Below are 19,891 nucleotides of genomic sequence, written 5' to 3' on the forward strand. Positions count from 1 at the left end.
CTCACTCCCCACCCACCCGCTTCAGGCACCGCAGGTAGCGCTCGTTCACCCGCTCGGCAAACCAGGCGGTGGTGAGCTTGCGGGTGATCTTGGGGCTGTTGAGCTGGATGTCGGGCAGGGTGGCACGGGGCATGGGCTTGCCGCTGCCGGCACGGTCGGCGTGGGCGAAGGCGGCCTTGTAGAGCGGGGTGTCGGCAAAGGCCAGGGTGTCGCCCTTCTGCAGCATGGCGCGGATGCTGTCGTCGTTCTGGCCGATCTGCTTGCCGAAGGTGCGGGCGGCGCGCTCGGTCTGGCCCGGGGTGGCCATGGAGGGGTTGGCGTGGTCCAGCAGGTCGCCGTCGGGGGTGAGCTTCTGGCCGGTGGCCACGGCCAGGGCGCGCTGGAAGGCGGCGTTGCGGCTGGCGTAGTGGCCGGCGTTGTAGTCCGCGAAGCGGTATTTCATCTCGGGGTAGTCGACGGGGTAGTCCAGCAGGTGGGCAATGCCGAAGTACAGGCCGCCGCGACGGGTGAAGATTTCCTGCCGGATGCTGCCGGCGTCGCCGTAGGGGTAGGGCTTGCGCCTGGCGTGGTCTTCGGCATAGCTGATGGAGACCTGCATGGCGCCGCCGGTGCGCACGGGGTTGTACTGGCCGAACAGGCGCTTGCCGAGGGGCACGGTGTCGATGAGGTCCTCGAAGGTGCGGCTGAGATCTTCTTCGGTGCGGGCGCTGTCGATGCGCTGGGCATAGCTCTGGCCGTTGCCGCTGGGCAGGGCCAGTGCAGTGCGGACCATGAAGCCGGGGATGTGATAGCGGGCGGCACGTTCGTCGATGGCTTTCCAGGCGATGGCGGGCAGGCCGGCCACCACGGGATTGACCTGGAAGCCCGATTCCTGCTCGATGACGGCGACGGTGGCGCACAGGCTGCCGCGGGTGGCGGGCAGACCCAGCAGCGAGAAGGAGGTCTGGATGTCGGTGGCCCAGCCGCCGGCGTCCTTCACGTTGGGGGGAATGGCCTTGCGAGCCACGGTGCGGGCGTCTTCGGGGGCCAGTCCGGCCTTGTCGGGCGAGGTGGTCTGGCAGCCGGCCAGCAGCAGGGCGGTGACCAGCAGTACGCCGGAGGAAATAGAGCCTTTCATGGTATTGGGGTAAGGTTGAGGGTATTCCCGAGGGGGCTTGCGGCATCGAACCCGCAGATTATGAGGATATTGCGGATTCTCGGCCGCGGGGAGCGCCGTTTCGCGCAACAGCCACGTTTCCTGTGTTCAATTAGGCAGCATGAGAATCGGCATAGGTTTCAAGTTGTTCGTGGCCGTACTGGCGGCCAGTGTCGTGATGGCGGTGGCCATGAGCATTGCCAACCGCATCAGTTTCCAGCGCGGCTTTCTGGGCTACCTGAATGAGGTGGAGACCCGGCGCCTGAACGTGCTGACGACGGTGCTGGCGGCGCACTGGCGCGAGGTGGGCGATCCGGAGCACGGCTGGGATGCCCTGCGTGGGCGCGACGACCTGTGGCGACACATTGTGCGCTACAGCGGCTACCGACTGCATTCGGGGCCGCGGCAGATGCCGATTCTGCCCATTCTGGGCCGCAGGCCGCTTCAGGCCTGCCAATGGCTGGTGCCCATGCCGTATGCCGAGGGCATGGGGGCGGCGCGCGGGTTGCTGTATGAGCAGCCCGGGCAGGAAAACAGGCGCGCAGCGCCGGATGCAGCGCACGTGCACGGGGCGCTCCAACACGGTGGCCCTCTGCCGAAGGGGTTGCTGCCCAATGGTCTGCTGCCTGGTGACATGTCGCGGCATGGGCCGCAGCCCGGACAGGCCTCCGCCGATGTGGGCCAGGCATCGAACTGGTGGTGGCTGTCCAACCCGTCGGCCACGCAGGCGGATGAATCGGCCCGCCCGGGTCCGGGGGGCACGAAGGGGGCCTCCTGGCCGCCGGAGGCCCGCGCTGGTGAGCTGTCGCCGCCGGCCGAGGAGTCCCTGCTGGACGTTCTGGTCGATGGCGGGGATGTACACCCCGACATGCCGCCTGCGCCGGCGCCGGGACCCGGATGGCCGGTGGTGGCGCCCAAGCCGCCCATGGATGCCGCGGCGCGCATGACGCTGCAGGATGCCAGTGGCCGTTTCGTGGTGGGCAACCCGGACCCGGGGCCGGATGCGCATTTCGTGCCAATCCTGGTGGATGGGGTGGTGGCCGGCTGGGTGGGCAGCAAGCGCTTCACCGAGGTGACGGATGCGGCCGATCTGGCCTTCCAGCGCCGTCAGGAGAGTGCGGCCTGGTACATCGCGGGGCTGGCGGTGCTGCTGGCGGCCGTTGTTGCCTGGCTGCTGGGGCGGGTGATGCTGGTGCCGGCAAGGCGGCTGGCCACGGCCACGCGGGCGCTGGCGGCGGGACAGTACGACATCCGCGTGCCGGTGTCCTCGCAGGATGAGCTGGGGCAGCTGGCACGGGTGTTCAACAAGCTGGCCGGCACGCTGCAGAGCAACGAGAACATGCGCCGCGCCTTCATGGCGGACGTGTCGCACGAGCTGCGCACGCCGCTGGCGATCATGCGCGGCGAGCTGGAGGCGGTGGAGGATGGGCTCCAGCCGCTGGACCAGCGGGTGGTGCAATCCCTTCAGAGTGAAGTGGGCATTCTGTCCAAGCTGGTCGACGACATCCACATGCTGTCGATGACGGAGGTGGCACCGCTGGCGTATCACTGGGAGCAGGTGGATGTGGTGGAGCTGCTGGACACCACGCTGTCGAGCTGGCAGGAGCGCCTGGCTGTCCGCGGGTTGTCCCTGAAAAGGGTCGGGGTTATAGATAGAATGCTCGTTTCGGGGGATCCGAATCGATTGCGTCAGGTTTTCCAGAATCTTCTGGAAAACGCCGTACGCTACGTGGACCAGGGCGGTACCGTGCAGGTGGGCTGTCAGGCGGACAGCCCGGGCGTGATCATCGATTTCGACGACTCCGGCCCCGGCATGTCGCCTGAAGACTATCCGCGTCTCTTTGACCGTTTCTACCGTCGTGAGGCGTCACGGAACCGGGCCACGGGCGGGTCGGGGCTGGGGCTGGCCATCTGCCGGGGCATCGTCGAGGCGCATGGTGGTCGCATCATGGCGCAGGCCTCGCCGTTGGGTGGGCTGCGCGTCCGGATCGAGCTGCCCCCCGAGCATTCTTCGGAGGGAAATGGATGACGCAGCAGAATATCTGGACCAATCCTGGCCGGCCGCTGCAGCTGCTGGTGGTCGAGGACGAGCCGAAGCTGGCCGTCCTGGTCTGTCGATACCTGGATGCTGCCGGTTTCCAGACCGGGATCCTGGCCGATGGCCGGCTGGTGGTCAACGCGGTGCGCACCAACCCTCCGGATCTGGTGCTGCTGGACCTCATGCTGCCGGGCCGCGACGGCATCGACATCTGTCGCGAGATCCGCACCTTCTCGTCGGTGCCCATCATCATGATGACGGCGCGCGTCGAAGAGATCGACCGGCTGCTGGGGCTGGAGCTGGGCGCCGACGACTACATCTGCAAGCCTTTCAGCCCGCGCGAGATGGTGGCGCGGGTGCGGGCAGTGCTGCGTCGCACGCTGGCCGATGCCGTCAAGCCGCAGCAGAAGGCGGTGGCCGAGGCTGTGCTGGAAAAGCCCGCGGACGTGTCGCCGCCGCCTGACGGGCTGTGGATCGACACGGTGCGCCACGCGGCGTGGCTGGAGGGCAGCCCGCTGGAACTCACGCCGGTGGAATTCCGCCTGCTGTCGGTGCTGGCGGCCATGCCGGGCCATGTGTTCAGCCGGGAAGACCTGCTGGAGCGCCTGTATGAAGACCACCGGGTGGTCAACGGCCGCACGGTCGACACGCACGTGAAGAATCTGCGCCGCAAGATGGGGCGCATCCTGCCCGACAGCGACCTGATCCAGTCGGTGTACGGCATGGGGTACAAGTATCAACCTTGAGTTTCACCCCCGGCAGGCAGTTGCGTTACAGTAGGCGCCCCTGAATTTTCTTTGTGCCGAATTCCGCATGAGTGCCTTCTTCCGCAACGCCCTGGTCTATCGCCTTTCTGCCGCCTGGAACCCGGATCCTGCCGCTGTCGAAGAGCAGCTGCAGCGACTGGCCTTCACGCCGGGGCTGGCCCAGGAGGCGCAGTCGCTGGGCTGGGTGCCGGCCATGGAAGGCGAGGGCCTGGCGCATCGGGTGGGGCGTCACTGGCTGCTGACGCTGCGCGCCGAGAAGAAACTGCTGCCGGCCTCGGTCATCAACCAGTTCACCCGCGCACGCGCCCAGGCGCTGGAAGAAGAGCAGGGCTTCAAGCCCGGCCGCAAGCAGATGCGCGAGCTGAAGGAGCGCGTGACCGAAGAGCTGCTGCCCAAGGCCTTCAGCATCTTCCGGGACACCCGGGTGTGGATCGATCCGGAAGGGGGCTGGGTGGTGGTGGACACCACGGCGCCAGCCCGTGCCGACGAGATCATCGGGCTGCTGAAGAAATCGGTGGACGACCTGCCGCTGGCGCCGCTGAAGCTGGCGCATTCGCCGGCCCAGGCCATGACGACCTGGCTGGTCGAGAACGAAGTGCCCGGCCCGTTCTCCATCGACGACGACAGCGAGCTGCGTGACACGGGCGAGAGCCGTGCGGCCGTTCGCTACGTGCGCCAGCCGGTGGATGCCGACACGGTGCAGCGCCACCTGAAGGAAGGCAAGCAGTGCACGCGCCTGGCGCTGACCTGGCGCGACCGCGTGTCCTTCGTGCTGACCGAGAACGCGGCCATCAAGCGGCTCAATCCGCTGGACGTGGTGCGCGAGGGGCGCGAGAGCCTGGACGAGGGCGATGCCCGGCAGGTGTTCGATGCCGAGTTCATGCTGATGGCCGGCGAGCTGTCGGGCTTGCTGGCCGACCTGCTGGACGTGCTGGGCGGCGAGCAGAAGAAAGCGCAGGCGGCCTGACGGGGCCGCGCCCGGGCACGCAGGGTGTCTTCGGGCCTGAAAGCTTGGCGCTGACGGTTTCTACCTTGGCTCTGACGGCTTCTGTCGCCCGAATTTGAGGGCGGAGAAGCCGTTTTTGGGTGCCAGTACGTCTCCGGGCAAGCCGTTCGGGTGTTGCCCTGCCACCGACGGATGTGTTGTCCCCCGCATGATTTTGCTGTTGTTATTTGGCAACGTTCTGGCGTCATTGTGCGGTCGGGGCAGGGGCGCAGAAACCGTTCGTGCCAGTCTGTGTCAGATCGCGGCGTTCATGGGCGCCATGAAAAATGCCCTGAAGACCCGCTGTTCATGCGGATCTTCAAGGGAGCGTCTGCCAGACGGAGCGTTTTTTCGGTGATTTCCGGGGAGGTGCGACCGGACTTGGCGACCGCTTGTCGGAACGGCATGTTGGTTCATCGGCCCGGCATGTTGCAGTGTGTCAATGGCATTGAAAGGGCGCTTTTTTTCTTCTACAGTGGCCACTCCTCCAACCGGACACGAGCCGGAAATAGCACTCCTCTATGAAATTGTTGTTGGACACCCAGGTGATGAAAGCCTGGCTGACCGGGGCCACGGATCGTCTGTCGGCCGAAACCATCGCCCTTTTGCAGGATCCCCAAAACGAGCGCTACTACAGCACTGCCAGCATCTGGGAACTTTCCCTGAAGGAAGGCATGGGCGCCTCGAACGTGAAACTGAATCCCCACCAGGTGGTGACGGAGCTGAAGGAACAGGGCTTCATCGAGCTGTCGCTGCGCGCAGCCACCCTGTGGCGGGCCTTCCGCCTCTCCAGCCGCATCCAGCGTGATCCGTTTGACCGCCTGCTGCTGGCCCAGGCCCAGCAGAAAGGCCTGAAGCTGCTGACGGTAGACCCGCAGATGCTTCAGCATGAACTGCCGGAGGTGCTGGCGGCATAAGCCCCAGGACTCATCCGCTGAAGCGGCGCATCGACTGCGAGGACTCGCAGCGATGCGCCGCTTTTCTTTTGGGGGCTGCCTCGACTTTCCGGGGCCGTCCGGTGAGGGGCGTGGTTGTCGCCCCGGCACCCAGGCAATTCCCTCGCTTTCTGGGGGCTCTTTCGAGGGAGAAAGAGTCTGCAGTGCCGGTACTCTTTGCCCTGGGCTTAGCGCCCTGAAGTGTCTGCCGTTGTCCGCAGCTCCTGGCGGGCCTGGCGGATGATGGTGCTGGCGCCCTTGAGCGCGAGGGCGGACAGGGCCAGTGCCACCAGCAGGTCCGGCAGGTTGCTGTTGGTCAGGTACACGCCTCCGGCTGCGGCAATCACCAGCAGGTTGCCGATGGCGTCGTTGCGCGAGCAGATCCAGACACCGCGCATGTTGCTGTCACCTTCGCGGAAGGTGTAGAGCAGGGCCGCGGCCGTGACGTTGGCCAGCAGGGCCAGCACCCCCACGATGCTCATCTCGTGATAGTTGGGCAATGAGCCTGCCCAGAACTGATAGAGGGTGGTGAGCAGCACCCAGGTGCCGAAGGCGGCCATGGTGGCGCCTTTCAGCAGTGAGGCGCGGGCGCGATGGTGCAGGGCCATGGACAGCACCAGCAGGCTGATCAGGTAGTTGCCGGCGTCCCCCAGAAAGTCCAGTGAATCCGACATGAGTGAGACCGAACCCGAGCGGGCGCTCATCACGATCTCGATGATGAACATGCCGAAGTTGATGGCCAGCGCGGCCCACAGCACCTTGCGATAGCGGGCGGTGGTGTGCGGGCCGGGCTGGCTGGAACTGCAACAGTCGGACGTGCAGGGCATGCGTTCCTCCTTGTGCGCGCATGGGCGCAGGTATCGATGATTGTTCCAAGGATAACGCATCCGGGGCACGCGTTCTGCGCGTGCCCCGACTTCCGGTGCTGCTTCAGTGCGCAGCTGCCTGGCCGCCCACCGGGGCGCGCAGCAGGGTCTGGCCGAAGCGGCCGATGGCCAGCACGAGGCCCAGCATCGTGACCAGCGCCAGTGCGCCGCCGACCAGACCCAGCTGGTCCAGTCCCCAGTGGATGGCGACCTGGTTGCCCAGCAGGGCGCCGCCGCCGATGCCCACGTTGAAGAGGCCCGAGAACAGGGCCATGGCCACGTCGGTGGCGTCAGACGCCAGCGCCAGCACGCGTGCCTGCATCGACAGCGAGAAGCACATCATCATGGTGCCCCACGCCACCAGCATGCCCAGCAGCCAGCCGGCGTGGTGGGCCAGCGGCTCCAGCGTCAGCAGCGAGATGCCCATGAACAGCAGCGAACCCAGCAGGAAGATGGCCGGATTGCGGCTGCCGCGCCAGCCGAACAGGACGCTGCCGATCAGGCCGGAGCCGCCGAACACCAGCAGGACCAGCGTGATGGCCTGCCCCTGCAGGCCGGCCACGTGCTGCAGGAAGGGTTCCAGGTAGCTGTAGGTGGTGAAGTGTGCCGTCACGCCCACGACGATCAGGACATAGATGCTGACCAGGGCCGGGCGCCGAAGCAGGACCGGCAGGCTGGAGAGCGAGCCACTGTTCTGACTGGGTAGGGCGGGCAGCAGGCGGATCAGCACGATCATCACCACCGCAGCTGCCAGGCCGATCAGGCCGAAGGTGGCGCGCCAGCCCATGATCTCGCCGACGGCGCGGCCCAGCGGGATGCCCAGCACCATGGCCAGCGACGAGCCGGTGGACAGCAGGCCCAGTCCCTGGCTGGCCCGCCCCTGGGGGGCCATGCGCACGGCCAGCGACGGCGTGATGGACCAGAAGATGGCGTGCGAAGCGGCAATGCCCAGGCGGCTTGCCATCAGCACCCAGTACTGGCTGGCCATGGCTGAGACGCCATGGCTGACGATGAACACCAGGAAGACACCGATGAGCAGGCGCCGGCGATCCATCTTGCCGGTGGCCAGCATCAGCGGCAGCGAGCCCAGTGCCACGACCCAGGCATAGATGGTCAGCATCAGCCCCACGTCCTCGGTGCGCATGCCAAAGCTCTGTCCGATCATCGACAGAAGCCCGACGGGGGCGAATTCGGTGGTGTTGAAGATGAAGGCCGCCAGCGCCAGCGCGACGACGGCCAGCCAGCTGCCCTGGGCAGCCGGTTCGGAGGAGGAGGGGGTATTCATGAACGGCGGAGGAGCGTGTCACCCCGCCTGGGCATGGGCGCGTTCAGGGGCCATGCCGGAGCAGCAGGCCTTCGCGTTCTGGCGGGGTTTTAACCCCCAAGTATGCGTCGGGATGAGGCGCAATGACCTCACGCCGGCGGCGGAAGGCGGCGATGGCGGGCCGACGGGGCGCTGGACGTGGTGCGGGCACAACGGCAACCGGCAGCCTGCCGGTTGTCAGATGCAGCGACGCCGCCCCGCGGCCGGAAGAGACCATGGGGCGGCGTTGTTGGATATCGCCGTCAGACGCCGTTGTCAGATGTCGGCGGGAAGGCCCTTGGCCGACTTCAGCGCTTGTAGCGCTTCTCCACGAACGGCAGCTTCACGCGCTGAAGCGGGATGAGCCGGTCGCGCACCTTGGCCTGCAACGGGCTGTCGTCGCGGGAGAGAGCCGGCGGCAGATAGGCCAGCATGATGGGCTTGCCCAGCGTGGGCGAGACGGTGCCGCTGGTCACTTCGCCCACGGCGTCGCCCTGTTTGTCGACGATGACGGAATGGGCGCGCACCGGCACGTTGCTGTCGGCCACCAGGGCCGTCAGCCGGCGTGGTGCCCCGTGTTCCAGCTGACCCAGCACCACTTCGGCGCCCGGAAAGCCCGCGAACCGCGCGCCATCGACCCGCCGGCTCTTGGCGATGGCAAAGCCCAGTACCGCTTCCACCGGGGTGGTGTCCGGGCCGATATCGCTGCCGTGCAGCGGCAGGCCGGCTTCCAGGCGCAGGGTGTCACGCGCCCCCAGACCGGCCGGGGTCACGCGCGGATCGGCCAGCAGATGGCGCACCAGCGGCTCGGCCTCGGCGGTGGGAATGGAGATCTCGTAGCCGTCCTCGCCGGTGTAGCCCGAGCGGGTGGCAAAGCAGGGCACGCCCAGCAGCTCCAGCGACACGGATTCCATGAAGCGCGGCGAGCGGGCACGCGGGTCCAGCGCAGCCAGCACGGCCTCGGCCTGTGGGCCCTGCAGGGCGATCAGCGCGGCGTCGATCCAGGTGAATTCCAGCTCCGGGCACCGGGTGGTGAGCAGGTGGAAATCGTGATCGCGGTTGCCGGCGTTGACGATGATGCGCACCTCGCTGCCCAGGTTGACGAGCATCAGGTCGTCCTCGATGCCGCCGCGTTCGTTCAGCAGCAGCGAGTAGCGCTGTGCGCCCTCGGGCCAGTCGGAGAAGTCCAGCGGCAGGCAGGCTTCCAGCTGGGCGTGCAGCGTCTCGATGCGGCCATCGCGCGGGCGCGCCAGCAGCTGGCCCATGTGCGAGACATCGAAGAGCCCGCACGAGGCGCGGGTGGCCAGATGCTCGGCCTTCAGGCCGCTGTACTGGATGGGCATGTCGTAGCCGGCAAAGCCGCCCATGCGGGCGCCCAGCTCGCGGTGCAGACCGTCCAGGGCAACGTGTTTCAGGGCTTCAGCCATGGTGCTCTCCTTGCGAATAGTCCGACAGGGGCGGGCAGGTGCAGACCGGGTTGCGGTCGCCGGCGGCATTGTCGATGCGCTTGACGGTCGGCCAGACCTTGGCCGCCTTCAGCCAGGGCAGCGGGAAGACGGCCTGCTCGCGGCTGTAGGGGTGCGACCAGTCGCCAGCCACCTCGGTGGCAGTGTGCGGCGCGTTCTTCAGCGGGTTGTCGTCGGCCGGCCAGGTGCCGGCGGCGATCTCGGCGATTTCCTCGCGGATGCGGATCATCGCGTCGCAGAAGCGGTCCAGTTCGGCCTTGCTCTCGGATTCGGTGGGCTCGACCATCAGCGTGTCGGGCACCGGGAAGGAGAGGGTCGGGGCATGGAAGCCATAGTCCATCAGCCGCTTGGCCACGTCCTCGGCGCTGACACCGTACTGGCCTTTGAAGTGGCGCAGGTCCAGGATGCATTCGTGCGCCACGCGGCCGTGCTCGCCGGTGTAGAGCACGTCATAGTGCCCTTTCAGGCGGCGGGCGATGTAGTTGGCGTTGAGGATGGCCATGACCGTGGCCTGGCGGATGCCGGCCGAGCCCATCATCCGGATGTACATCCAGGAAATGGGGGTGATGAGCGCACTGCCATGCGCGGCACCGGACACGGTGCCGGGCTGGCTGTCGGCAGGCTGGCCCGTCAGGTGCGGGGCGGCCGGCAGGTGGGGCACCAGGTGGGCGGCCACGGCAATGGGGCCCATGCCCGGGCCGCCGCCGCCGTGCGGGATGCAGAAGGTCTTGTGCAGGTTCAGGTGGCAGACGTCCGCGCCAATCTCGCCCGGCTTGGTGAGGCCGGCCTGCGCGTTCATGTTGGCGCCGTCCATGTACACCTGGCCGCCGGCCTCGTGCACCTTGCGACAGATGTCGCGGATGCTGGCCTCGAATACCCCGTGGGTGGACGGGTAGGTGACCATCAGGCAGGCCAGCGCGTCGCGGTGGGCGGCCAGCTTGGCGTCCAGGTCGGCCACGTCGATGTTGCCGTGGGCGTCGCAGGCCACCACCACGATCTTCAGCCCGGCCAGCTGGGCCGAGGCGGGGTTAGTGCCGTGCGCCGAGGCCGGGATCAGGCAGATGTTGCGCTGTGTCTGGCCCTGGGCCAGCAGGTATTCGCGGATGGCCAGCAGGCCGGCGTATTCGCCTTGCGCGCCCGAGTTGGGCTGGAACGAGACGCCGGCAAAGCCGGTGATGTCGGCCAGCCAGTCACCCAGCTGGGCCAGCATGTCGGTGTAGCCCTGGGTCTGCTTGGCCGGGGCAAAGGGGTGGATGTCGGTGAAGGACGGCCAGGTGATGGGCGCCATCTCGGCGGCGGCGTTCAGCTTCATCGTGCACGATCCCAGCGGGATCATCGAGTGCACCAGCGAGATGTCGCGGTTTTCCAGCCGTTTCAGGTAGCGGACGAACTCGGTCTCGCTGTGGAAGCGGTGGAAGACCTCATGCGTCAGGATGGGGTCGGTGCGCAGCAGGGCAGCCGGCAGCACGTCGCCGTTGGCGGCCAGCTTGGCAGCCAGCGCCTGCAGGGCGGCCAGGTCGGTGGCGTGGCCAGAGAGTGCTTCGTGCAGGTCGGCCACGTCGGCCAGGCCCACGGTCTCGTCCAGCGCCACCAGCACGCGCGTGTCGTCCAGGCGGCGCAGGTTGATGCGCTTGCCGGCGGCGCGGGCCAGTGCGGCGTCGGCCGCAGCGGCATCCGGGAAGCGGTAGACCAGGGTGTCGAACCAGGTGGCGTGCTCGGGGGCGAGCGCAGCGGACTGTTTCTGCACGCTGGCGGCCAGCAGTCGGGCCATGCCGTGGGTGCGCAGCGCGATGCGGCGCAGCCCCTCGGGGCCATGGTAGACGGCGTAGAAGGCCGACATGTTGGCCAGCAGGGCCTGGGCGGTGCAGATGTTGCTGGTGGCCTTGTCGCGGCGGATGTGCTGCTCGCGTGTCTGCAGCGCCATGCGGTAGGCGATGTTGCCGGCGGCGTCGTGGCTGGTGCCGATGATGCGGCCCGGCATGGTGCGGATGAGCTTCTGGCGGGTGGCCATGAAGGCGGCGTGCGGGCCGCCGAATCCCAGCGGGATGCCGAAGCGCTGGGCCGAGCCGATCACCACGTCGGCGCCCTGGGCGCCAGCAGACTTCAGCAGCACGGCGGCCAGCGGGTCGGTACCTACGCAGACCTTCAGGCCGGCTGCCTGCAGCCGGGCGATGTCGTCGGTGAGGTCGCGCACGCGCCCTTCGGTGTCGGGGTTCTGCAGGTGTGCGCCATAGAAGGTGCCGGGATCCAGTGCGTCCAGCGTGCCCACCGTGACCGGGATCTCCAGCCAGCGGGCGCGGGTGCGGATCACCTCGATGACCTGCGGATGGGTGCCGGCCTCGACGAAGTAGCCGGGGGCCTTGCTGGTGCTGGCCCGGCGCAGCATGGTCATCGCCTCGGCGGCCGCAGTGGCTTCGTCCAGCAGCGAGGCGTTGGCCACCTCCATGCCGGTGAGGTCGATGATCATCTGCTGGAAGACCATCAGCGCTTCCAGGCGGCCCTGCGAGATCTCGGCCTGGTAGGGCGTGTAGGCTGTGTACCAGCCGGGGTTCTCCAGCACGTTGCGACGGATCGGCTCGGGGGTGAGGGTGCCGTGGTAGCCGCTGCCCAGATAGCTGCGCCAGACCTGATTGCGGGCAGCCAGCCCGGCCAGTTCGGCCAGCGCCGCCGCTTCGGTCCTGGCCTCGCCGATGGACAGCGCGGGCTTGTTGCCCGGATCCAGCAGGATGCTGCCTGGCACGGTCTCGGCCACCAGCGCATCCAGCGAGCCGGCACCGATGGTGGCCAGCATCTGCGTCACGTCGTCCCCGGCAGGGCCCACGTGACGCGCCACGAATTCATCCTGTCCCTGTGCCAGCAGTCCGGCCAGGGATCCCGAGTCGTTCCGATCCGTCATGATGGTCTCAGTCCTTCAGTGCCTGTTGGTAATCGTCGGCGGACAGCAGCGCGTCCAGGTCGGCGGGGTTGGCCGGCTTGATGCGGAAGAGCCAGCCGCCCTCGAAGGGCTGCTCGTTGACCAGCTGCGGGGCATCGCCCAGCGCCTCGTTGCCGGCCACGATCTCGCCGGCGATGGGGGCGTAGACATCGGAAGCGGCCTTGGTGGATTCGACCACGCAGCAGGCCTCGTTGGCCTCGACCGAACGGCCGGCCTCGGGCAGCTCCACATAGACGAGATCGCCCAGTTCGGCCTGCGCGTGCTCGGTGATGCCCACGGTGATGGTGCCGTCGGCCTCGGTGCGCAGCCACTCGTGCGATTCGGTGTACTTGAGATTGCTGGGTACAGTCACGGGAATGTCTCCAGAGAGATGAAGGGGAAGGAAGGATCGGAAGGCGTGACAGCCCGGGGCATGTCACATCCTGCAGATTAACAGACTGCCCCCTCTGTACCTGTGCCTGAGATCGTGTCCTTCGGCGAAGCCGACGGCAGCTCCCGCAGGATGGCTGCCCGGCTTTCTCTCCAGAGTGTTCGTGCGTCGCGGCGGTCCGTTTGCCTGAGAGTTTGCGGGGAAGCTGCCCCTTCGGCGCCGTACCGACGGAAAGGGAAGGGACCAGGGCGACCTGCAAGGCGCACCTCCAGAGAGCCTGTCGTTTACACAGGCGACGGGGTGAACATGCCTTCCCGTTCCGGTCGGCAGCGGTCTCTCCCACTGCGACACTGGGGGCTCGCCAAGCGAGTCCCCGGAACTTGGGGGCAAGTTAGCCGACGCACTGGGGCAAGTCAACGGGACAGGCCGGCTTTGGGCGTTTTACGGGGTCTGGAGGGCTCAGGGATTTCCCTCATGGCGCGGGCTGCACATCCTGGACAGTGTGATTGACACGACCATGCCGGCCTGGCGGGTGATGGTCCAATACTCCGGGATTGGTGGGGTTTGCCGGGATTTTCATGGGGTTTTCATGGGCTTCGCAGCGGATGGCTTGTTCATGTTGCGCCTTGCCCGGCGCAGGGGCGGGGGCATGGGGCGGCGCGGTCCGGCCTGACGTGCATCAATCTGGTGCGGCGGCTCTCGACTAGAATGAAAAATTGCCCCTGCTTTCGGGAGGGCGGTGCGGCAGGAGATTTCTGCTTTCCTGCTCTCGGCCCGCAGCAGGAAACCACGACCGCATGGAGACCCGGGGCCCAATGGACGCCAGCCTTGCAGGGCGCGCAGAAAACGCTTCTTCCGACGTGGCGCAGTCGGTTCGTTCCGCACCCGCTGCGGCATCCTTCTTCACCGAGGGTGTGCAGCCCTGGCAGGACTGCGCCTGCCCGCTGCCGCCGGACCGCCTGCAGGCGCTCATCACCGGCCTGCAGCAGATCGTGCCCGAGGGCAGCGTTCTTTATCGACAGGAAGATCTGCGCCCTTACGAATGCGATGGCCTGAGCGCCTATCGTCAGTTGCCGCCGGTGGTGGTACTGCCCAGCACCGAAGAACAGGTGCGCCAGATCATCCTGCTCTGTAGACGCCTGGAGGTGCCGCTGGTGCCCCGGGGCGCCGGCACGGGCCTTACGGGCAGCGCCATGCCGCACGCAGGCGGGGTGCTGATGTCCATGGCCCGTTTCAACCAGATCCTCTCGCTGGACGCCCATGCCCGCACCGCCCGGGTGCAGCCCGGTGTGCGCAACCTGGCCATCTCCGAGGCGGCCTCGGCCTTCGGCCTCTTCTATGCGCCGGACCCGTCCTCGCAGATTGCCTGCACCATTGGCGGCAACGTGGCCGAGAACTCGGGCGGCGTGCACTGCCTGAAGTACGGCCTGACCGTTCACAACGTGCTGGCGGTGCGCGGCTTCACCATCGACGGGGAGCCCATCACGCTGGGCAGCACGCTGCCGGGGTCGGCTTCCGCGCCGGCTGCCACCACGGAATCCGTCGCGCTCGACACCCCGGGGCTGGACCTGCTGGGGGCCTGCATCGGTTCGGAAGGCATGCTGATGGTGGTGACGGAGGTGGTGGTGAAGCTGCTGCCCACGCCCCGGCTGGCGCGCGTCATCATGGCCTCGTTCGACGACGTGGAGACGGCGGGCAACGCCGTCGCGGCCGTCATCGCGGCCGGCCTCATCCCCGCTGGCATGGAGATGATGGACCGCCAGTCCACTCAGGCGGTCGAGCCCTTCGTGCGCGCCGGCTACGACCTGGAGGCGGCCGCCATCCTGCTGGTCGAATCCGACGGCACGGCCGAGGAGGTGGCGGAAGAGATTGCCGCCATGGAGGCCGTGCTCCGCAAGGCTGGTGCCACCCGGCTGCAGGTCTCCAACTCTGAAGCCGAGCGGATGCGCTTCTGGTCGGGCCGCAAGAACGCCTTCCCGGCAGCGGGTCGCATCTCGGCCGACTATTACTGCATGGACGGCACCATTCCCAAGCACAAGCTGGGACAGATGCTGATGGCCATTGCCGGGATGGAGAAGAAATACGGCCTGCGCTGCATGAACGTCTTCCATGCGGGCGACGGCAACCTGCACCCGCTGATCCTGTTCGACAGCGGCAAGCCCGGCGAATGGGAGCGTGCCGAGAAGTTCGGCGCCGAGATCCTGGAGCTGTGCGTGGCGCTGGGCGGCACCATCACCGGCGAACACGGCGTGGGCATCGAGAAGATCAACTCGATGTGCGTGCAGTTCTCCGAGGCCGAGCGTGCCGCGTTCTTTGCACTCAAGCGCGCCTTCGATCCGCCCGGGCTGCTCAACCCCGGCAAGGCCATTCCCACGCTGCACCGCTGCGCCGAATACGGCCGCATGCACGTCCAGCATGGCCGCCTTAAGTTTCCTGAACTGCCGCGATTCTGAACGGGAGAGATCCGATGTCGGAGCACAAGGCGGGTGATGCCACCCAGGCCCACGCCATCCTGGCCGAACTGCGCGAGCAGATGGCCAACGCCTACCATCATGGCCAGCCCCTCTATCTGCAGGGCGGCAATACCTGCCGGTTTTACGGGCACCCGGCGGCCGGCATGCCGAGGACACCGAAAGGCAGCCCTGTCGCTGCCGGGCAGGCCCATGCCGCAGACGGGGGCACGCAGCCCGACGGTAGTGCCGATCAGACCACCGTCATCGACTGCCGGCGCTACAGCGGCATCGTCCAGTACGAGCCCACCGAGCTGGTGGTGACGGTGCGATGTGGCACGCCGCTGGAGGAGCTGGAGGCCGTGCTGGCCGAGCGCGGCCAGTGTCTGCCGTTCGATCCGCCGCGTTTTGCCCCGGGGCGCACCATCGGCGGTGTGGTGGCCACCGGTCTGTCGGGACCGCGCCGCACCTCGGCTGGAGCCGTGCGCGACTTCATCCTGGGCACGGTGCTGGTCAGCGCCGATGGCCGGGTGATGCGCTTTGGCGGCGAGGTGATGAAGAACGTGGCGGGCTACGACTTCTCCCGGCTGCTGACCGGCTCGATGGGCATCCTGGGGCTCATTTCCGAGGTGTCGCTGAAGGTGCTGCCCGTGCCGCGAGCCGACCAGACCCTGATGCTGCCGATGAGCCAGGCCGAGGCCATCACGGCCTGCAACCGCTGGGGCGGCAAGCCGCTGCCGCTGGGCGCCACCTGCTGGCATGACGGCATGCTGTACGTGCGTCTGTGCGGCGCGCGCCGTGCCGTGGACTCGGCCCGTCAGGAGCTGGGCGGCGAGCTGATGCAGGACGAGGCCGCTGCGGCATTCTGGGCGTCGCTGCGCGACCATCGGCATGCGTTCTTTGCGGCGCAAGGTGCGGCGGAGGGTGAGGCCGAGCGCCACGCTCCCCTGTGGCGCCTGTCCGTTCCGGCCGCCACCGGCCCCATCGAGCTGCCCGGCACGCAGCTTGTGGAGTGGGGCGGGGCGCTGCGCTGGTACCGGCCATCGGCCGAAGCCATCGCTGCCCTGAGTGGCACGGTGCCTGCTGCGCCCCAGACCGCCGCGCAGGCCCTGCGCGAGCGCATCGCGGCGCTGGGCGGCACGGCCACGCTGTTCCGGGCCGACGAAGCACATGCCGACGTGCTGCGCTTCCACCCGCTGGCGCCGGTCAACCTGCAGATCCACCAGCGGTTGAAGCAGGCCTTCGATCCGCGCGGGCTGATCAACCACGGCCGGATGTACCCGGGCCTCTGAGCCTCATGCGACGGGCCTGTGCCCACCGAATTCTTCTTGCATTCAGACCATCATGGAAACCCATCTTGCCGAGCGCTTCCTGAACACGCCGGATGGCGAAGTGGCCGAACGCATCCTGCGGGCCTGCGTGCATTGCGGCTTCTGCACGGCCACCTGTCCCACCTATCAGATCCTGGGTGACGAGCAGGACAGCCCGCGCGGGCGCATCTACCTGATGAAGCAGGTGCTGGAAGGCGCCACGCCCACGCTGTCCACGCTGCGCCACCTGGACCGCTGCCTGACCTGTCGCAACTGCGAGAGCACCTGTCCGTCGGGCGTGCATTACTCGCGCCTGCTCGACATCGGCCGCCGCGTCGTGGCCTCCGAAGTGCGTCGCCCGCGCGGCGAGGCCATCGGTCGCAGCGTGCTGCATCGGCTCATCAGCCACAAGCCGCTGTTCGACAGCCTGATGAAGATCGGCCGCGTGGCCCGTCCCCTCCTGCCGGCTGCGTTGCAGGCCAAGATCCCGCACGTGCACGTGCCAATCGGCAAGTGGCCCACGCAGACCCATGCCCGCAAGATCCTCATGCTCAACAACTGCGTGCAGGAAGGCATGCTGCCGGCGGTGGACAAGGCCACGGCCCGTGTGCTGGACCGGCTGGGCATCCAGGCCATCATCGAGCGCAAGTCCGGCTGCTGCGGTTCGCTCCCCTATCACATGGATGATGAGGAGGGCGGCTTGGCGGACGTGCGCCGCAACATCGATGCCTGGTGGCCGCACATCGAGCAGGGGCTCGAAGCCATTGTCATCAACATCTCGGGCTGTTCCGCCATGGTGAAGGACTATGGCTACCTGATGCGGCTGGATCCTGCCTACGCCGAGAAGGCTGCCCGCATCTCGGCCATGACCTTCGACCTGAGCGAGTGGCTGGCCCGCGAGCTGGGTTCCCGCAGGCCGAAGACGGCGCTGCCCGCGCAGCGGCTGGTCTTCCATCCTCCCTGCACGCTGCAGCACGCCCAGAAGATCCGTGGTGTGGTGGAAGCCATGCTCACCACCTGGGGGGCAGAGCTTCAGCCCATTCAGGAGTCTCACCTGTGCTGCGGTTCGGCCGGCGCCTACTCGGTGCTGCAGCCCGAGCTGTCCCAGAAGCTGCGCAGCCGCAAGCTCTCCAACCTGGAACGTCACCAGCCCGAGGTGATCCTGTCCGCCAACGTCGGCTGCATCGGCCACCTGGGTGGTGGCACGCAGACCCCCGTCATGCACTGGATCGAATGGATGGAGCAGCGTCTGCTGGCCGGTGGCGTGACCGACGAGCGCATCGAGATGCCCGAGATGGCACCGGATACCCACGAGGAGGGCGCTTCGGTGCGGAATACGCTCAAGGCCACCGCCATCACCCGTCCCGGGCGTGAGGCGGCTGCCGAGAAGAAAGCCGAGGCGGCCTGAACATCAAGTGGGGGCCGGGCTTCGGCCCGTGACTTTCAGAGGCTCAGGTGTCTGGAGACTGGGGCATGTGCAGAGGGGCTGCGTTCAGACCGCCTGCTTGTCGTTGGCCAGCAGCAGTCCCCTGATCATCCGGTACAGGAACCAGACCGAGACTGCCATGGCCACGGGGATGGCGATGAGCCATCCCAGCCAGACCAGGGATGCCCCCAGGCTGCCGCCGTTGTCGATGGCGGCCATGGCGCCCATCGAGGCCGGGTCCACGCCCGTGGACTGAAGCATCAGGAAGGATCCGACCATCACCGGCGCAAAGGCCAGCGCCAGCACGCCCAGCGTGACCCATCCGGTGCGGATCATCCAGCTGCAGTGGCTTTCGTAGGCTGTGCCGCGTGCGTCGGCCCGTAGCAGGTAGGCCCCGATCACTGCCGCGATGGACAGCAGGCCTGCGCTCAGCAGCAGGCCGCCAATGGCCACGATGTAGCAGGCCATGGCCGTCGTCCGCAGCGAAGCACTGCGGGTTTCGTCCTCCACGGAACGGGTGACCGGACGGGCACGGTGAACGCGCGGGGTGGTGTGGAAGGAGGCGGAGGCGTCCGTGATGGCGTTCATGGCAGGTCCGGGCACGAGTCGGTCTGGCAGGCGCCGGAACGGGGCCAGGGTCATGCGGTGGCAGGGCTGCGTTCCGGGTGATGAGCAGGATAGGCAGATTGGCCGACCCTGTCATGGAAATAATGCCGACTCCGGCGCAACGGCCTGCACGCGGCGCGCAGCGGCAGGTGGCGGGGGACGTGCGGGGTGGGGGAGCGCCCGCGAGCGCGGGCGCGTGAGGCTGGCCCGGGACGGGTCAGTACAGCATCGGCTGGTAGGAGTTGGCCCGCAGCAGCCCCTTGATCATCCGGTACAGGAACCAGATGAAGGGAATGAGCGCCAGGAACGACAGCAGCCCGAAGGTGACGAAGCCCAGCGTGCCGAAGATGCAGACCCAGAGAATCGTCCACCAGCAGGTGCGGATCATCCAGGTGAAGTGGCTTTCATAGATGGAGCCACGGGCGGAGGGGCGCTGGATGTAGTTGATGATCAGGGCGAGCAGAGACAGCACGCCCATCGAGAAGATGGCGCCGATGATGTGCAGCCAGTAGTCGAGCATGGCCGTGCGCCGGAGGGCGGCTTCACGCTGGGTCTCGATGGTGGTGGCGTTCTCGTAGGTGTACGGCGGCATGGCGGGGGGCTCTCCGTGGTCGGCGGGAAGTCACAACGTGGTCAACCCCTCAGATGATGACACAGCCGCCCGGAATCAAGCGGCTGCGTCTTGCGGGAGCCCCCGTCTCACCATCTGTCACATCATCCGTGCCGGCACCCGGCACCCGGCACCCGGCACCCGGCACCCGGCACCCGGTCGCAGGTCGCAGGTCGCAGGTCGCAGGTCGCAGGTCGCAGGTCGCAGGTCGCCGGCCCGCGGGCTCAGTCCGAGAAGGGTTCCCGGCGATAGGCTCTCAGCGCGCCCTTCACCATGCGGTACAGGAACCAGCCGATCAGCGCGATGCTGCCGGGCAGGGCCAGGATGCGGGTGAAGATGACGACAACCATCAGGACCAGGCAGATGAGCGGGGTCTGGATCAGCTGCTTCAGATGGTCCTCGTAGGCCGTGTCGCGTGCGCGGGAAGAGTAGAACCAGGCCACGAGCATGACGGGGACGTTCAGCATGCCGATGGAGATGAAGGGCCCCAGGAGGGAGGCGGCGTAACAGCCCAGGACGATGTTGCGCAGGCTGTCCGACTGCTGGGTGTCGATGGTGGCGGTGTTGTCCTGCATGCTTCTGTTCTCCGGCGAGGTCCGTCAGACGGGTTGAGTCGGAGAAAACTACGACAACGCTGCGGCGCTGCCGAGGCGCAGGATACGGACGGGCCGGATGGCTGATCCGAACGG

At 67.5% G+C, this 19,891-nt stretch carries 16 protein-coding genes and 2 riboswitches; of the genes, 7 read left to right on the forward strand and 9 right to left on the reverse strand.

Annotated features, from left to right (window positions below):
- Window position 1: 1 nt before the first annotated feature.
- Window positions 2-1,117, reverse strand: coding sequence for a DUF1615 domain-containing protein (locus EL249_RS04945; protein ID WP_005673971.1), 1,116 nt, complete (start codon window positions 1,115-1,117; stop codon window positions 2-4).
- Between the two features lie 139 nt (window positions 1,118-1,256).
- Here EL249_RS04945 and EL249_RS04950 point away from each other — a divergent pair, with 139 nt between their 5' ends.
- From EL249_RS04950 to EL249_RS04965, 4 genes are all read left to right on the forward strand, one after another.
- A complete protein-coding gene (locus EL249_RS04950) occupies window positions 1,257-3,164 on the forward strand; it encodes an ATP-binding protein (protein WP_005673969.1) in 1,908 nt (635 codons plus the stop codon).
- Window positions 3,161-3,919: a response regulator gene (locus EL249_RS04955; RefSeq protein WP_005673968.1), complete on the forward strand. Its 759-nt coding sequence runs from the start codon at window positions 3,161-3,163 to the stop codon at window positions 3,917-3,919. The genes EL249_RS04950 and EL249_RS04955 overlap by 4 nt, the downstream gene beginning before the upstream one ends.
- A gap of 67 nt (window positions 3,920-3,986) precedes the next feature.
- Complete coding sequence (locus tag EL249_RS04960; RefSeq protein WP_005673965.1) at window positions 3,987-4,907, forward strand: recombination-associated protein RdgC; 921 nt, start codon at window positions 3,987-3,989, stop codon at window positions 4,905-4,907.
- Window positions 4,908-5,446: 539 nt separating this feature from the next.
- The gene (locus EL249_RS04965) at window positions 5,447-5,842 is read left to right on the forward strand and encodes a type II toxin-antitoxin system VapC family toxin (RefSeq protein ID WP_005673964.1); all 396 of its coding nucleotides are present in this window, start codon (window positions 5,447-5,449) and stop codon (window positions 5,840-5,842) included.
- 206 nt (window positions 5,843-6,048) lie between these two features.
- On the opposite strand, the gene EL249_RS04970 is transcribed toward EL249_RS04965, so the two are convergent.
- The 5 genes from EL249_RS04970 to gcvH form a co-directional block, all read right to left on the reverse strand.
- Window positions 6,049-6,687: a cation efflux transmembrane domain-containing protein gene (locus tag EL249_RS04970; RefSeq protein WP_005673963.1), complete on the reverse strand. Its 639-nt coding sequence runs from the start codon at window positions 6,685-6,687 to the stop codon at window positions 6,049-6,051.
- A gap of 103 nt (window positions 6,688-6,790) precedes the next feature.
- A complete protein-coding gene (locus tag EL249_RS04975) occupies window positions 6,791-8,011 on the reverse strand; it encodes a sugar transporter (protein WP_005673962.1) in 1,221 nt (406 codons plus the stop codon).
- A gap of 326 nt (window positions 8,012-8,337) precedes the next feature.
- Window positions 8,338-9,456, reverse strand: a complete 1,119-nt coding sequence (gene gcvT / locus EL249_RS04980; protein WP_005673961.1) for a glycine cleavage system aminomethyltransferase GcvT — start codon at window positions 9,454-9,456, stop codon at window positions 8,338-8,340.
- Window positions 9,449-12,391 carry an aminomethyl-transferring glycine dehydrogenase gene (gene gcvP / locus EL249_RS04985; RefSeq protein WP_005673960.1) on the reverse strand — a complete coding sequence of 981 codons (2,943 nt, stop codon included), beginning with the start codon at window positions 12,389-12,391 and terminating at the stop codon, window positions 9,449-9,451. Before gcvP ends, gcvT begins: the two co-directional genes overlap by 8 nt.
- 7 nt (window positions 12,392-12,398) lie before the next feature.
- Window positions 12,399-12,782, reverse strand: a complete 384-nt coding sequence (gcvH, locus tag EL249_RS04990; RefSeq protein WP_005673958.1) for a glycine cleavage system protein GcvH — start codon at window positions 12,780-12,782, stop codon at window positions 12,399-12,401.
- Window positions 12,783-12,866: 84 nt separating this feature from the next.
- Window positions 12,867-12,966: riboswitch (glycine riboswitch) on the reverse strand.
- A gap of 2 nt (window positions 12,967-12,968) precedes the next feature.
- A riboswitch (glycine riboswitch) is annotated at window positions 12,969-13,147 on the reverse strand.
- Window positions 13,148-13,615: 468 nt separating this feature from the next.
- On the opposite strand from gcvH, the gene EL249_RS04995 reads away from it, so the two are divergent.
- Genes EL249_RS04995 through glcF form a run of 3 tightly spaced genes read left to right on the forward strand, consistent with a single transcriptional unit; the run spans window position 13,616 to window position 17,968 of the window.
- Window positions 13,616-15,253: an FAD-linked oxidase C-terminal domain-containing protein gene (locus EL249_RS04995; protein WP_126348094.1), complete on the forward strand. Its 1,638-nt coding sequence runs from the start codon at window positions 13,616-13,618 to the stop codon at window positions 15,251-15,253.
- Between the two features lie 14 nt (window positions 15,254-15,267).
- Window positions 15,268-16,542, forward strand: a complete 1,275-nt coding sequence (gene glcE / locus EL249_RS05000; RefSeq protein ID WP_005673955.1) for a glycolate oxidase subunit GlcE — start codon at window positions 15,268-15,270, stop codon at window positions 16,540-16,542.
- A 52-nt stretch (window positions 16,543-16,594) separates the two neighbouring features.
- Window positions 16,595-17,968, forward strand: coding sequence for a glycolate oxidase subunit GlcF (glcF, locus tag EL249_RS05005; RefSeq protein ID WP_005673953.1), 1,374 nt, complete (start codon window positions 16,595-16,597; stop codon window positions 17,966-17,968).
- 84 nt (window positions 17,969-18,052) lie between these two features.
- Here the strand turns inward: glcF and EL249_RS05010 are convergent, their stop codons facing one another.
- From EL249_RS05010 to EL249_RS13140, 3 genes are all read right to left on the reverse strand, one after another.
- Window positions 18,053-18,574, reverse strand: coding sequence for a hypothetical protein (locus tag EL249_RS05010; protein WP_126348095.1), 522 nt, complete (start codon window positions 18,572-18,574; stop codon window positions 18,053-18,055).
- Between the two features lie 235 nt (window positions 18,575-18,809).
- Window positions 18,810-19,184, reverse strand: coding sequence for a DUF4870 family protein (locus EL249_RS05015; RefSeq protein ID WP_005673951.1), 375 nt, complete (start codon window positions 19,182-19,184; stop codon window positions 18,810-18,812).
- 242 nt (window positions 19,185-19,426) lie between these two features.
- The gene (locus EL249_RS13140; protein ID WP_005673950.1) at window positions 19,427-19,777 is read right to left on the reverse strand and encodes a hypothetical protein; all 351 of its coding nucleotides are present in this window, start codon (window positions 19,775-19,777) and stop codon (window positions 19,427-19,429) included.
- Between the last annotated feature and the right edge of the window lie 114 nt (window positions 19,778-19,891).

Origin of the sequence: Lautropia mirabilis, from assembly GCF_900637555.1 — a bacterium.
GTDB lineage: Bacteria > Pseudomonadota > Gammaproteobacteria > Burkholderiales > Burkholderiaceae_E > Lautropia > Lautropia mirabilis.